Consider the following 14,089-nt stretch of genomic DNA (forward strand, 5'->3'; position numbering starts at 1 on the left):
CGGAGCCTTCTTTGCCCCAACCCGGTCAGCTTGAGGCGATTCTCCTGGTCGGCGGGCAGGGGACGCGGCTACGCCCGCTGACCCTCTTCACCCCCAAACCGCTGCTGCCCACGGCGGGAGTGCCGTTCCTCGCCCACCAGCTCGCCAAGGCGCGGGCGTGCGGGGTGACCCGCATCGTCTTCGCGACGTCGTACAAGGCCGAGATGTTCGCCGAAGCCTTCGGCGACGGGTCGGCGTTCGGTCTCGAGATCGTCTACATGACCGAGGAGACCCCGCTCGGCACCGGCGGGGCGATCCGCAACGCGGCCGAGGCGCTGACCGTTCCGGGTGACGCGCCGGTGCTGGTGCTCAACGGCGACATCCTCTCGGGTCACGACATCTCCGCCCAGATCGCCCGGCACGTCGACGACGACGCCGCTGTCACGCTCCATCTCACCGAGGTCGACGACCCGTCGCGGTTCGGCTGCGTGCCGACCGACGAGCGGGGCCGGGTGACGGCGTTCCTGGAGAAGACCCCCAATCCCGTGACGAACCGGATCAACGCCGGTTGCTACGTCTTCACGCGGTCGGTGATCGACACGATCCCGTTCGGCGAGGTCGTCTCGGTCGAACGGCAGACCTTCCCCGGCCTGATCGAGTCGGGCCACACGGTCCTGGGCTTCGCCGACTCCTCCTACTGGCTCGACGTGGGCACTCCGGCGGCCTTCGTCCAGGGCTCCGCCGATCTCGTACGCGGCCTCCTGGCCTCCCCCGCCCTCCCGGGTTCACCGGGAGAGGCGCTGCTGCTCGACGGCGCGACCGTCTCGCCGGAGGCCAAGGTCACCGGCGGTTCGGTGATCGGCGCCAGGGCCACCGTGGGAGCCGGGGCGACCGTGCGGGGTAGCGTGGTGGCCGACGACGCGTCCATCGCCCCCGGCGCGACCGTGATCGACTCGGTGATCGGGGCGGGCGCCGTGATCGCCGAGGGGGCCGAGGTGCGTGAGGCGGTCGTCGGCGACCGGGCGTCCATCGGGGCGCGCAACGAACTGACGGCGGGAGCGCGGGTCTGGCCCGGCGTCGACCTGCCGGAATGCGCGGTGAGATTCTCCAGCGATGCCTGAACGAAGCTGGCGCCCCGACGGCCCCCTGAACCTGGGGCTGACGGTGGCGCCGCACCGGCACGGCTCGGGCGACCCCGTCTGGCAGACCACGCCCGACGGGGCGCTCTGGCGCGCCTGCCGGACCCCTGAAGGCCCCGGAACGCTCAGGATCTCCGTCGTCGCAGGTCAGGTCCACGGCCTGGCGTGGGGGCTCGGGGCCGAATGGCTCCTGGAGACGATGCCCGACCTGCTCGGCGCGGCCGACGACCCGGCCGGGTTCGGCGCGCTGCTCGACGCGATGGGCGACGACCCGGTCGCCGGGTTCCTCAAAGGGCTGCACCTGCGGGCGGCCGGGCTGCGGATCGGCCGGGCCGGGCGGGTCTTCGAGGCGCTGGTGCCCGCCGTCCTGGAGCAGAAGGTGGTGGGCCGGGAGGCGTTCCGGGCCTGGCGCTGGCTGGTCCGCAAGTACGGCGACCCCGCCCCCGGGCCGGGCCCCGAAGGGCTCCGGGTGCCGCCGTCGCCCGGCACCTGGCGGCTCGTGCCGTCGTGGGACTGGCACCGGGCGGGGGCGGAGGCCGTACGGGCCCGCACGATCGTCAACGCGGCCCGCCACGAAGGGAAGCTGGAGACGGCGAGCACCACGTGGGAGGCCGACCGCCTGCTCACAGCCCTGCCCGGCATCGGCGTCTGGACCTCCGCCGAGATCCGCCAGCGGGCCTGGGGCGACGCCGACGCCCCCAGCGTGGGCGACTTCCACATTCCCGGCCTGGTCGGCTTCGCCTTCACCGGAGAGAAGACCGACGACGAGGGCATGCTCCGGCTGCTCGAACCCTTCGCCGGGCACCGCCACCGGGTGGTCCGCCTGATCGAGCTCAGCGGACGCCGACCGCCGGGCCGGGGCCCGCGCATGGCTCCCCGCGACTACCGCAATTTCTGATCAACGTAGTGTGCAGGTATGACGGCAGCAATGCGGCGGGCGCTGGCACGCGCGCGCGACGGCAAGACGATCGACGTGGCCGAGGCGGCCATCCTCCTGGAGGCCCGCGGCGCCGACCTGGACGCCTTGCTCGACCACGCCTCCCGCGTCCGCGACGCGGGCCTGGAAGCGGCGGGTCGCCCCGGAGTGATCACCTACAGCCGCAAGGTGTTCATCCCGTTGACGCGGCTGTGCCGCGACCGCTGCGGCTACTGCACCTTCGCGACCGCCCCCGCCAAACTGCCGAGCGCGTTCCTGTCTCCCGACGAGGTGCTGGCCATCGCCCGTGAGGGCGCGGCCATGGGCTGCAAGGAGGCCCTGTTCACCCTGGGCGACCGCCCGGAGGACCGCTGGCCGGCCGCCCGCGAGTGGCTCGACGCCCACGGCTACGACGACACCCTCTCCTATGTGCGCGCCATGGCGATCCGCGTGCTGGAGGAGACCGGCCTGCTGCCCCACCTCAACCCGGGGGTGCTGACCTGGCGCGACTTCCAGCGGCTCAAGCCGGTCGCGCCGTCGATGGGCATGATGCTGGAGACGACCTCGACGGCCCTGTTCACCGAGAAGGGCGGCGCCCACTACGGCTCGCCCGACAAGGACCCGGCCGTCCGCCTGCGCGTGCTCGAAGACGCCGGCCGCTCCAACGTGCCGTTCACCACCGGCATCCTGATCGGCATCGGCGAGACGATCCTCGACCGGGCCGAGTCGATCTTCGCGATCCGCCGCGTGGCCCGGGAGTACGGCGGGGTCCAGGAAGTCATCGTGCAGAACTTCCGCGCCAAGCCCGACACCGCGATGCGCGGCATGCCCGACGCCGACCTGCAGGAGTTGGCCGCCACGATCGCGGTGACCCGCATGGTGCTCGGCCCCCGCATGCGCGTGCAGGCCCCGCCGAACCTCATCGGCGACGAGTACGCCCTGATGATCCGCGCCGGCATCGACGACTGGGGCGGCGTCTCCCCGCTGACCCCCGACCACGTGAACCCCGAACGCCCGTGGCCGATGATCGACGCCCTCGCAGAACGCACCTCCGAAGCAGGCTTCGACCTGCGGGAACGCCTGACGATCTACCCCGAGTACGTCCGGGCCGGCGAACCCTGGCTCGACCCCCGCCTGAGCGCCCACGTGTCGGCGCTGGCCTCCGGCGACGGCATGGCGCTCGACGTGAATCCGACGGGCCGCCCCTGGCAGGAGCCCGACGGCGGCTTCGTCTCGGTCGGCCGGGTCGACCTGCACACCGAGGTCGACACCACGGGCCGCACCAGCGACCGGCGCGATGACTTCGACCACGTCTACGGCGACTGGGACGCCCTCAAAGACCGCCTCCCGACGGCGGTCTCGATGACCGGCGACGGCGCCGAGGCGCTCCGCCAGGCCGCCCGCGACCCCCTGGCCTTGACCGACGCCCAGGCCGAGGCGCTGCTGAGCCTGACCGGCCCGGCCCTCGACGAACTGTGCGCCCTGGCCGACGGCCTGCGCCGCGAGGTCAACGGCGACGACGTCACCTACGTCGTCAACCGGAACATCAACTTCACCAACGTCTGCTACACCGGCTGCCGCTTCTGCGCCTTCGCCCAGCGGCGCACCGACGCCGACGCCTACACCCTGAGCCTCGACCAGGTCGCCGACCGCGCCGAGGAGGCCTGGGCGGCCGGGGCGACCGAGGTGTGCATGCAGGGCGGCATCCACCCCGACCTGCCCGGCAGCGCCTACTTCGACATCGCGCGGGCGGTCAAGACCCGGGTGCCCGGCATCCACGTGCACGCCTTCTCCCCGATGGAGGTCATCAACGGGGCCAGCCGGATGAACCTGTCGATCGAAGACTGGCTGACCGGCGCCCGCGAGGCCGGCGTCGACTCCCTGCCCGGCACGGCGGCCGAGATCCTCGACGACGACGTCCGCTGGGTACTGACCAAGGGCAAACTGCCCGCCCGCGAGTGGATCGACGTCATCACGACGGCCCACCGGGTGGGCATCCCGACGACCTCGACGATGATGTACGGCCACGTCGACAACCACGCCCACTGGGTGAAGCACATCCGGCTGATCCGGCGGCTCCAGGAGGAGACCGGCGGCTTCAGCGAGTTCGTCCTGCTGCCGTTCGTGCACCACAGCGCCCCGATCTACCTGGCCGGGATCGCCCGCCCGGGGCCGACGGCCGCCGAGAACCGCGCGGTCCACGCGGTGTCCCGGCTGCTGCTGCACGGGGCGATCCACAACATCCAGTGCTCGTGGGTGAAGCTGCAGGACGACCTGTGCCGCCAGGTGCTGGCCGGAGGAGTCAACGACATCGGCGGCACCCTGATGGAGGAGACCATCAGCCGCATGGCGGGGTCGGAGAACGGGTCGTACAAGACCATCTCCGAACTGCGCGCGATGGTCGAGGTCAGCGGACGTCCGCTGCGCCAGCGCACCACCGATTACGGCGCCCCGTCGCCCGAGCGCCTGGCGGCGGCGGAGGCGAGCGACGGGGTGTGCGCGAGCGTGCGGCGGGTGCTGCCCGTGGTTTAACGGGTGACGTAGAAGTCCTCGGCCGACCTCGGCGGGCGCTGTCTCGGCGGTTCGGCCGCGTGGCCGATGGCCACGGCGCCCATCGGGTCCCAGTTGCCGGGCAGGCCGAGGACCTCGCGCACCACCGGGCGGCAGAACATCGTGGACGACACCCACGCCGATCCCAGCCCCTCGACCGCGAGCTGGACCAGGAAGTTCTGCACCCCGGCGCCGGTCGCGACCACGAACATCTCCCGTTCTGAGGCGTTGCGGCGGTCGTCGCGGTAGGTGTGCGAGCCGTCCATGACCAGGCACGGCACCGCCAGGTAGGGCGCGTCGCGGAGCACGTCGCCGCGCCTGATCCGCTTGGCGATCGACTCCTCGGCGAACCCGTCGCCGCGCAGGTCGGCGATCCACGCCTCGCGCATCGCGTCGACCAGCTCGCGCCGGGCCGCCGCGCTCTCCAGCAGCACGAACCGCCACGGCGTCGTGTGGTGGGGCGCGGGGGCCGAGATGGCGGCGGCGACCGCGCGGCGGACCGCCTCTCCGTCGACCGTCTCGCCGGAGAACTTCCTGATGGTGCGCCGGGCGAACACGACGTCGGCCGAGCCGTAGCGGAACATGTCCTGGTCGGCGGGGCGGATCAGCGACGCCCCGCCGGGGCCGTCGGAGTCGGTCACCAGGTGACCCAGCCCCGAGACGACGGCCACGGGGACCCCGCTCAGCTTGCCCTTCACCAGCTCGGCCGCCGCCGCGATCTCGTCGATCAGGGCGGTCACCGTCGCGTTCAGCGGGTTGCCGTAGGCGTCGGTGGTGCCGCGCAGGTCGTCGAGCGGCCGGACGCCCGAGGCGCCCAGCGCGACGTCGGTCAGGCCGTGCCGCCAGGGGCGTCCGAAGGTGTCGGAGACGATCACGCCGACCCGGGCTCCGGTGAGCTCGGCCAGCCGCCGCCGGATCGCCGACGCCGACGCGTCGGGGTTCTCGGGCAGCAGCAGCACGGTCCCCGGCGCGGTGTTGGACGCGTCGACCCCGGCCGCCGCCATCACGTAGCCGTGCCGCGTCTGGGAGATGACGGTCTCGCCCCGCCGCGCGACCACCCGGACCGTCTCGGCCTCGATCGCCTCCGCGCGGTCGTCGGCCCGGACCACCCGGCCCTCGGCCTTGCTCACGATCTTCGAGGTCACCACGACCACGTCGCCGTCGGCCAGGCCCGGTACGGCCTTGACGATCAGGGCCGCGATGTCGTCGCCGTAGCCGATCTCGGGCAGCCCCTGGACCCCGCTGATGGTGATCACGCCGCCACCTTCCCGGCCAGTTCGAGCGCGGCGGCGGCCAGGTCGCGCGTCGCCTCGGGCGAGGACATCAGCAGCGGCCGCGCCTCCACCGCCACCCCCTCCAGCGACGTCGCGGCGTCTTCTTCCGCGACCAGCCAGCCGTCGAGCAGGTCGGCGCCGTAGAGCTCCAGCACGCCCTGCGCCGAGGTCTCCACGCCGATCGCGGTCAGGCACGCGTCGGCCATCCCGCGTACGGGCGCGCCGCCGATGATGGGGGAGACGCCGACCACGGTCTTGGCGGCCACCGCCTCGCGGATGCCGGGGATCTGCAGGATCGTCCCGATGCTCACCACCGGGTTCGACGGCGGCAGGATCACCACGTCGGCCCGCTCCAGCGCCTCCAGCACCCCCGGCGCGGGGGTCGCCGACGCGGCCCCGACCAGGGCGATCTCCAGCGCCGGCGTGGACGCGCGCAGGCGCACCCACCACTCCTGGAAGTGCACCGCGCGGCGGCCCCGCTCGTCTTCGATCACTACGTGGGTCTCGGTCTGGTCGTCGGTCATCGGCAGCAGGCGCACGCCCGGCCGCCAGCGGTCGCACAGCGCCTCGGTCACCGCCGACAGGCCGTAGCCGGCCGCGAGCATCTGGGTGCGCACGATGTGGGTGGCGAAGTCGCGGTCGCCCAGGCCGAACCACTGCGGCTGCATCCCGTAGGCGGCCAGCTCCTCTTTCACGGTGAACGTTTCATCCGCGCGGCCCCAGCCCTGCTCCTCGTTGATGCCGCCGCCGAGGGTGTACATCACGGTGTCGAGGTCGGGGCATACCCGCAGGCCGAACAGGGTGATGTCGTCGCCGGTGTTGCCGATGACGGTGATGTCGGATTCCGGGGCCGCCGCCTTGAGGCCGCGGAGGAACCGGGCCCCGCCGATTCCGCCCGCGAGGGACACGATGCGCATGCCTGACAGTCTGGCATTCCATGCGAAACGCGAGATTGATGGGTCGCCGGGCATCCATGTCAGGCATATGCAAAACTCAGTTCCCATAAGCCGCATGAATTCCTGGGGGTAACTGTGGTGAAGGTTGACCCGGTGAGGCTCAGAGAGCCCGCCGCGTGGCTCCTTGTGGCAGCCGCGGGCACGACCGTTCTGGTCGGCGTCGTCAGACTCGTCTTCGGCGACTCGTCACCGCTCGGGGGAGCGGCCGAGTTCGGCATCCGGTCGGTCGTCGCCCTGTCCGAACTGACCTCTCCGGTCAACGCCGCGCTGGTCGTCGGCGCGGTCCTCCTCTCCACCCGCTTCGGCGGCGCCCCCACCCCCAAGAGCGGTCTCATCACCATGGGCGGGGCCGGCACCCTCGCCGTGGCCACGCTCTTCGGCGCGATCAGCCTGCTCGGCTCGCTGTTCAGCGGGCTCGGCTTCGGCGGCAAGCTCGAGACGCTGCTGCTCGGTGTGCCGACCTTCGCCATCACCGGCCTCGCCCTGGTCTATGTGCTGACCATGGTGTCGCCGCTGCCGGCGGGCGCGGCCAAACCGAAGAAGTCGCGGCGGCTCTCGGTCGTCCCCCCGGCCATCCCGTTCCCGCAGACCGGCGACGCGCATCCGGTGCAGAACTCGCCGGCGGAGCCCGACTACTCCCCTTATCCGCAGGGCCCGGTCTTCGACCAGAACGGCTACGCGGGCCAGCAGGTCGTCGAGGAGACGCCGCTGCCGCCGGTGACCCCGGTCGTCCCCGTGACGCCGGTCGCCCAGCAGGCCGAGCGCTACTCCTACCCCGAGCCGGTCTACGACGACACCCCGGCCTCGTGGGACTCCTCGCCGTTCTCCGGCTTCTCCGGCCCGCAGTTCGCCCGTCAGGCCTACGAGCCCCCGGCGGCGGAGGCGGCCCCCGCGCCGCGTCTTCCCGTCATCGAGACGCCGTTCGACAGTTCCGTCCGCGAGGTTTCGGGGCGCGAGGCGGCCGCGTACGACCCGCCGGCCCGGGAAAGTTCCGTCCGGGATTCGGTCTACGACATCCCAGCTCGTGACACGGGCTACGACATGTCCGCGAACGAGACGGTGTATGGCGCCCCGGTGCTCGAACCGAGCTACGAGCCCCCGGCCCGCGAGAGCGCCTACGTGACGCAGCCGCCCGTCTACGGCGCGCCCTACGAGCCCGGCTACGAGGGCGACATAAGAGAGCAGCAGCTCGCCCAGGCCTACCAGCAGGCGCAGAGCTACCAGCAGCACCCCGACGCCTACCGCCAGAGCAACCCGTTCGGGTACCCCCAGCCGGCCCAGCCGCAGCGCTACCAGGGTGACCCGCTGAGCGACCCGCTCCGCGCCGAAGACCTGCTCGACCCGATCGACCCGGTCGCCATCTACCGCCCGGCAAAGACCGGGGAAGGTCTTCCTGCCGATCCGGCATCTCTCGATTCGGACGTCACCGCTCATTGGTACAGTCCGGACCGCCGGGAACGCTGATCCGAGCTGGGGGCGACAAGACCAGCCCTTTCCCCCGGTATCCCCATGGCGCTTGACGGGGCACGACTTACACGCGTGTAATTACAGCCATGTTGTTACGCCTTCTCCGAGGTGGGTAAGGGGAGGGCGTCCATAGGGGGGCACCAACTTTCGGGGTTGGTGACGGGCGGGCGACAGGGAGGTGTGCCGTGACCGAGCTGGTCATCGCACAGGCGCTCGACGGTGAAGATCTGGGTTGGCAGGAGCGCGCATTGTGCGCTCAGACCGACCCGGAGGCGTTCTTTCCAGAAAAGGGCGGCTCCACCCGAGAGGCGAAGAAGGTGTGCCGTGCGTGTGAAGTGCGCGCGGAGTGCCTTGAGTACGCGTTGGAACACGACGAACGATTCGGTATCTGGGGCGGACTGTCGGAGCGCGAGCGCCGACGCATGAAGCGCCAGGCCGTTTGAGGCATAAATAAGCGAGCCGCGGCCGGCCGAAGGCCGGACGTGGCTCGCGCTAGGAATCTGCCGCAAGAGACGCGAGCCGCGGCCGGCCGAAGGCCGGACGTGGCGCGCTGAGGGCAACGACACGCGGGGGTCACATTTGTGGCCTCCGCTTGTCATTTGGGTCGGGGGCCGGTGCGACGTGCCGTAGTGTTGGCGCGCAAAAGCCGCACATACCCCCAAGGATCCCGCCGTGCACTCGGTCACCGCGATCGTGGTCGCCCATGATGGCTCCCGCTGGCTCCGGGACACCCTCCGGGCGGTGCTCGCGCAGACCCGGCCGATCGACCGGGGCGTCGGGGTCGACAACGGCAGCCGCGACGGCAGTCGCGACCTCCTCGGTGAGGCGTTCGGCAAACACAGCGTCGTGCAGATGCCGCGCAGCAGCGGCTTCGCCGAAGCCGTGCACGAGGTCGTCCGGCGGCTTCCGAAGGCGCCCGGCGACACCGAGTGGATCTGGCTGATCCACGACGACTGCGCCCCCGACGCCCGCGCCCTGGAGTTCCTGCTTCACGCCGCCGACGAGTACCCCGAGACCGCCGTCCTGGGTCCGAAACTGCGCGACTGGCTCGACCGTAAGCTGCTGCTGGAGGTCGGTGTCACGGTCGCCCGCTCGGGCCGCCGCGAGACCGGGCTGGAGGCGCGCGAATACGACCAGGGCCAGCACGACGCCGAGCCCCGGGGCGTGCGCGACGTGCTGGCGGTGTCGTCGGCCGGGATGCTGATCCGCCGCGACGTCTGGGACGAACTCGGCGGCCTCGACGCCAAGCTCCCGCTGTTCCGCGACGACCTCGACTTCTGCTGGCGGGCCCGCGCCGCCGGGCACCGGGTGCTCGCGGTGACCGCCGCGGTGGCCTGGCACGCCGAGGCGTCGTCCAAGCGCCGCCGCCGCATCGCCGCCAGCGACGACCACCCCCGGCGGCTGGCCCGGCGCTATTCGCTGTTCGTGCTGATGGCCAACCTGCCTTTCTGGACGATGCTCTGGTCGCTGGTCCGCAACACGGTCGGGTCGCTGATCCGTACGGTGCTGTTCCTGGTCGCCAAACAGCCCGCGCACGCCGTCGACGAACTCGCCGCGATCGGCTCCGTGCTGTTCCATCCGTTGCGGCTGCGCCGGGCCAGGAAGGCGCGCAAGGCCAGCCGGGCCGGATATCAGCTGGTCAAGCCCATGTTCAGCCCGCCGAGCCTGGCGTTCCGGCGGATCTGGGAGATGGTCCAGAACCAGCTGTCCGGCGGCGGCCCGATGGACTCGGCCGGCCGGCACCACGCCGTGCAGCAGCCGGGCGCCGAAGAGGGCGACGAGCTGCTCAACGACGACGACGGGTTCCTGCGGCGCACCTTCGCCAGCCCGGGAGTGCGGCTGTTCGTGCTGCTCACGGCGGTGGCCATCGCGGCCGAGCGAGACCTGCTGACCGGCGGCATGCTCGGCGGCGGCGCGCTGGTGCCGGTCGCCGGGGGCGCCTCCGACCTGTGGGCGTTCTACACCGGCGAGTGGGCGCCGCCCTACGTCGCGGTGCTGGCCGTGCTGTCGACCGTCACGCTGGGCAAGACCTGGCTGGCGGTGTCGATCCTGCTGCTGGGCTGCGTGCCGCTGTCGGGGCTGAGCGCCTACCTCGCCACCAGGAGCTTCGTCTCCTACCGGCCCGCCCGGGTGTGGATGGCGGCCACCTACGCGCTCCTCCCGGTCGCGACCGGCGTGGTGGCGAGCGGGCGGATCGGCTCGGCGGTGGTGTTCATCCTGCTGCCCGTCTACGCCTCACTCGCCACGAAGGTGCTGGCCGACACGCGCCCTGTGTCGTTCAACCGCGTGGCCCGCCGCGCGGCCTGGGGCCTGGGCCTGCTGCTGGCCGTGGGCACCGCGTTCGCCCCGATCCTGTACGTCTTCGTCGCCGTCCTCGGCCTGCTCGCCGCCCTGTCGTTCGGGGGAGTCAAGCGCGGGGTCGGCGGGAACCTGCTCATCGCCCTGGGCGCCCCGCTGCTCCTGCTCGGCCCCTGGCTGGCCACGATCGTCCGCGATCCGGTCCGCATCCTGCGGGAGGCCGGGCTGCCGATGACCTCCTCGCCCCGGCTGGCCCCCGAGGCGCTGCTCACCCTCAACCCGGGCGGGCCCGGCACCCCGCCGATCTGGGCCACCGCCGGGCTGCTGGCCGTCGCCCTGGGCGCGCTGCTGCTGCGCCGCCACCAGTTCATCGTGGCCGTCGGGTGGGGGGTGGCGATCGTCGGCGTGCTGGCGGCGACCGTGGTGAGCCGCATGTCGACCTGGCCTGGGGTGCCGCTGGCGTTCGCCGCGACCGGGCTGCTGGTGTCGACCGCGCTGGCCGCCCACCGGGTCGCCGAGTTCCGCAAAGCCGGCGGGCTGCGGAAGGCCGGCGCGTTCCTCATCGTGCTGGTCGCCTTCGCGACCCCGGTCGCCGCCGCGACCCTGTGGATCATGGACCGGGCGGAGGGGCCGCTGGAACGCGGCGTACGGTCGCCGCTTCCGGCCATCGCCGAGGCCCAGTCGAAGCCCGGTCAGGGCACGCTGCTGATCCGCGCCGCCGCCGGTGGATCGACCGGCGGCCTGACCTACACGGTCCTGCACGGCCGCACGCCGGTGATCGGGGAGTCGGAGCGGGCCGCGTACGGCTCCGACTTCACCGACGCCGTGGCGGGGCTGGCCTCCGGCCGGGGCGGCACCGACGCGGCCAAGCTGGCGGGCCGGGGGATCGCGTTCGTGAGCGTCCCGGCGCCGATCGACCCCGCCCTGCGGCGGGCCCTCGACTCCGAGCCGACCATGGCCCGGGTCACCCTCACGGACCGGGCCGGACTCTGGCGGATGACCGGGACGGTCACCCCCGAACGGCCGCCGGCCGACGACGCGTGGCACCGATGGTGGCTCTACGGACAGGGGGCGCTCGTGGTGATCGTGCTGATCCTGGCGGCGCCGGGGGCGCGTACCGCCGAGGCCGAGGCGCCCGAGGAGATCCCGGCCGGCCGAGAGCGGGTGGCGGTGTGAGACGGCTCATCGAGAACCGGTTCGGCATGCTGGCGCTGGTGCTGATCGCGCTCGGCGCGGTCTACGGCGTCGCGTTCGTCAGCCGCCCCGCCCCCGTGGCCCCGGTGAAGGCCGAACCGGTGCGGGCGCCCATCGCGGCCGTCTCCACGGTCTGCCCCGACCCGGGCGGCGCCACGGTCACCGCCGTCACGCCGCCCAATGCCGAGGGCGGCGGCCAGACCCTCATCGAGGACGGCGACGAGCCGGCCACCGTCGACGAGCCCGGCAAGCTCTGGCAGAAGACCATGGCCTCCGGCACCGACCCGATGCGGGTGCACGCCACCGGCGCGATGGCCGCCGGCCTGGAGGCCGCCCAGACCCGGCGCGCGCTGACCGGCGCGGCCCGGGGCCTGGCGGGGGTGCGCTGCGTCGACCCCGGCGCCGACGCCTGGTTCGTCGGGCCCGGCCCGGCCGCCGGAGACCTCAAGCTCCACCTGGCCAACGTCGAGTCGGCCCCGGCCGACGTGGCGCTGGTCGTCTACTCGGGCGAGGGCCAGGTCATCGCCGACCGGGCCAGCGGCATGCTCCTCAAGCCGGGCGAGCACCGCGTCGTCGACCTCAAGAAGGTCGCGCCCTCGCCCCTGGTCATGGCGCTGAACGTGTCGACCGGCCGGGGCCGCGTCGCGGCCGCCGTCGAGGCGGCCACCCCCGAGGGCGTCGACTGGCTCCCGCAGACCACGCAGCCGGCCGAGCGGGTCGTGGTGCCGGGCGTGCCCGGCAGCGCCGGCCGCCGCGAGCTCTACGTCGCCGCCCCCGGCGAGTCGGACGCCGTCGTCCACGTCAAGGCCGTGCTGAAAGACGGCTCCTACGCCCTGGAGAACCGCGAGACCGTCGAGGTGCCCGCCGGATCGGTCGTCACCCTCGACCTGTCGACCGGGGTGACCGGCCAGCCCGCCGCGATCGTGCTGACCTCCGAGACCCCCGTGGTGGCCGGGCTGAAGATCGTCGGCACCGGCGGCCGGACCGACGTCGCGTTCACCGCCGGGGCGCCCTCGATCGACCTAGGGAGCGTCGTCGCCGACGCCCGCTCGACCAAGGACGTCACCTCGCGGCTGATCCTGAGCGCGCCCGACAAGGCCGCCGACGTCACGGTGACGCTGCTGCCGCGCGAGGGGAAGGCGCCGGAGCCGATCGAGGTCGCGATCCCCGCCGCGCGTACCAAGGAGATCATCCTGAAGGGCCCGGCCAAGGGGTTCAGCGTGGTCGTCACGCCGAAGACCGGCTCCGGGCCCGTCTACGGCGGGCGGGTGATGGAGGAGCGCGCCGCCGGCGGGCAGCTCGTCACCGCGCAGCCGCTGGCCGTGGCGCGCACCTGGACGCTGGTGCCGCCGGTCGCCGAGGAGCCCTCGGCGGTGCTGTCTCAGCCGTCGTAGCCGGGGTCGACCTGTTCGGGGGTCAGCCCCAGGAGCGTGGAGACCTGCTCGACCACGACGGTGTGCACCAGCGCGGCGAGGCTCTCGCGGTCGCGCGCGCGGGCCTCCAGCGGGCGCCGGTAGACCACGACCATCGCCGGGTCGCCGCGCAGCGCCGGCTCGGCCCGGCCGAACGGGATCGGGTCGGAGGCCAGCCGCGCCGGGCCGTCGAGGAGCTCGGCGACCGGGGGCACCTCCTCGACGCCGAAGTCGACCGCCGCGAGCTCCTTGGCCCACCGCACGCGCAGCCGGTCGACGGCGTCGAGCACGAGGTCGTCGAACCGCTCGCCGCGCGACTTGGCGATCGGCACGTGGGACGGCGCGAGGGGGCCCCGCATGCCGCGCCCGTGGCGGTCCCGTCGTCGAGGAGTCATCAGGTCAGCTTAGGGCTCCGACCATGTTCAGGTGGTGTCCGGATTGTGGCGACACGCTCGTTAAGAGGGGCGGGGTGGTGGCAATGTGCGGGCGGACCGGATACGGTCCCTCCGTGAGCCCCGTCCGCAGCTGTTCCCGTACCGCCTGCAGGCAGCCTGCCGTCTTCACACTCACGTACGTTTACGCCGACTCGACCGCGGTTCTTGGCCCTCTGGCGACGTACGTCGAGCCGCACTGCTATGACCTGTGCGCCGAACACGCCGAGCGGCTCACCGCGCCCCGCGGCTGGGAGGTCGTGCGGCTGCCCTACGAGCCGGGCGCGCCGTCCGGAGACGACCTGGAGGCCCTCGCCAACGCCGTCCGCGAGGCCGCCCGTCCGGCCCCCGCGCCGGGCGAGCCGACCGGTCAGGCCGTCGAGGTCGGCCGTCGTGGTCACCTCCGGGTCCTCAAGTCCAATCGCGACCGCTGAAGGCGCGCGGCCACTAGGCTTCAAACCCTAGGGATCTGC

11 protein-coding genes are annotated in these 14,089 nt (G+C 72.8%); 8 read left to right on the forward strand and 3 right to left on the reverse strand.

Going from position 1 to position 14,089, the window contains the following annotated elements:
- Nucleotides 1–11 precede the first annotated feature (11 nt).
- Genes manB through FDA94_RS14065 form a run of 3 tightly spaced genes read left to right on the forward strand, consistent with a single transcriptional unit; the run spans nt 12 to nt 4,566 of the window.
- The gene (gene manB / locus FDA94_RS14055; protein ID WP_137247544.1) at nt 12–1,100 is read left to right on the forward strand and encodes a mannose-1-phosphate guanylyltransferase; all 1,089 of its coding nucleotides are present in this window, start codon (nt 12–14) and stop codon (nt 1,098–1,100) included.
- Complete coding sequence (locus tag FDA94_RS14060) at nt 1,093–2,016, forward strand: DNA-3-methyladenine glycosylase family protein (RefSeq protein ID WP_137247497.1); 924 nt, start codon at nt 1,093–1,095, stop codon at nt 2,014–2,016. Before manB ends, FDA94_RS14060 begins: the two co-directional genes overlap by 8 nt.
- Nucleotides 2,017–2,046: 30 nt before the next feature.
- Entirely contained in the window at nt 2,047–4,566 is a 2,520-nt protein-coding gene (locus FDA94_RS14065) for a bifunctional FO biosynthesis protein CofGH (protein ID WP_137247545.1), read from the forward strand.
- Here FDA94_RS14065 and FDA94_RS14070 read toward each other — a convergent pair.
- Together FDA94_RS14070 and cofD are read right to left on the reverse strand one after the other, a co-directional pair.
- On the reverse strand, nt 4,563–5,840 hold the full coding sequence (locus FDA94_RS14070; RefSeq protein WP_137247498.1) for a coenzyme F420-0:L-glutamate ligase: 1,278 nt from the start codon (nt 5,838–5,840) through the stop codon (nt 4,563–4,565). The two genes, FDA94_RS14065 and FDA94_RS14070, sit on opposite strands and share 4 nt — an antisense overlap.
- Nucleotides 5,837–6,775, reverse strand: coding sequence for a 2-phospho-L-lactate transferase (gene cofD, locus FDA94_RS14075; protein WP_137247499.1), 939 nt, complete (start codon nt 6,773–6,775; stop codon nt 5,837–5,839). Before cofD ends, FDA94_RS14070 begins: the two co-directional genes overlap by 4 nt.
- Before the next feature lie 132 nt (nt 6,776–6,907).
- On the opposite strand from cofD, the gene FDA94_RS14080 reads away from it, so the two are divergent.
- The 4 genes from FDA94_RS14080 to FDA94_RS14095 all read left to right on the forward strand — a co-directional run bounded on the left by FDA94_RS14080 (nt 6,908) and on the right by FDA94_RS14095 (nt 13,167).
- Nucleotides 6,908–8,278 carry a hypothetical protein gene (locus FDA94_RS14080; protein ID WP_137247500.1) on the forward strand — a complete coding sequence of 457 codons (1,371 nt, stop codon included), beginning with the start codon at nt 6,908–6,910 and terminating at the stop codon, nt 8,276–8,278.
- A 188-nt stretch (nt 8,279–8,466) separates the two neighbouring features.
- Complete coding sequence (locus tag FDA94_RS14085) at nt 8,467–8,724, forward strand: WhiB family transcriptional regulator (RefSeq protein WP_030451269.1); 258 nt, start codon at nt 8,467–8,469, stop codon at nt 8,722–8,724.
- Nucleotides 8,725–8,953: 229 nt separating this feature from the next.
- Nucleotides 8,954–11,755: a glycosyltransferase family 2 protein gene (locus FDA94_RS14090; protein WP_137247501.1), complete on the forward strand. Its 2,802-nt coding sequence runs from the start codon at nt 8,954–8,956 to the stop codon at nt 11,753–11,755.
- Complete coding sequence (locus FDA94_RS14095; protein WP_137247502.1) at nt 11,752–13,167, forward strand: DUF5719 family protein; 1,416 nt, start codon at nt 11,752–11,754, stop codon at nt 13,165–13,167. The genes FDA94_RS14090 and FDA94_RS14095 overlap by 4 nt, the downstream gene beginning before the upstream one ends.
- On the opposite strand, the gene FDA94_RS14100 is transcribed toward FDA94_RS14095, so the two are convergent.
- Nucleotides 13,155–13,580 carry a metallopeptidase family protein gene (locus FDA94_RS14100; protein WP_030451266.1) on the reverse strand — a complete coding sequence of 142 codons (426 nt, stop codon included), beginning with the start codon at nt 13,578–13,580 and terminating at the stop codon, nt 13,155–13,157. The two genes, FDA94_RS14095 and FDA94_RS14100, sit on opposite strands and share 13 nt — an antisense overlap.
- A gap of 113 nt (nt 13,581–13,693) precedes the next feature.
- Between FDA94_RS14100 and FDA94_RS14105 the strand changes: the two genes are divergently transcribed.
- On the forward strand, nt 13,694–14,050 hold the full coding sequence (locus tag FDA94_RS14105; protein WP_030451265.1) for a DUF3499 domain-containing protein: 357 nt from the start codon (nt 13,694–13,696) through the stop codon (nt 14,048–14,050).
- The last annotated feature ends 39 nt before the right edge of the window (nt 14,051–14,089 follow it).

The sequence above is a fragment of the Herbidospora galbida genome, from assembly GCF_005233835.1.
Taxonomy (GTDB): Bacteria; Actinomycetota; Actinomycetes; order Streptosporangiales; family Streptosporangiaceae; genus Herbidospora; species Herbidospora galbida.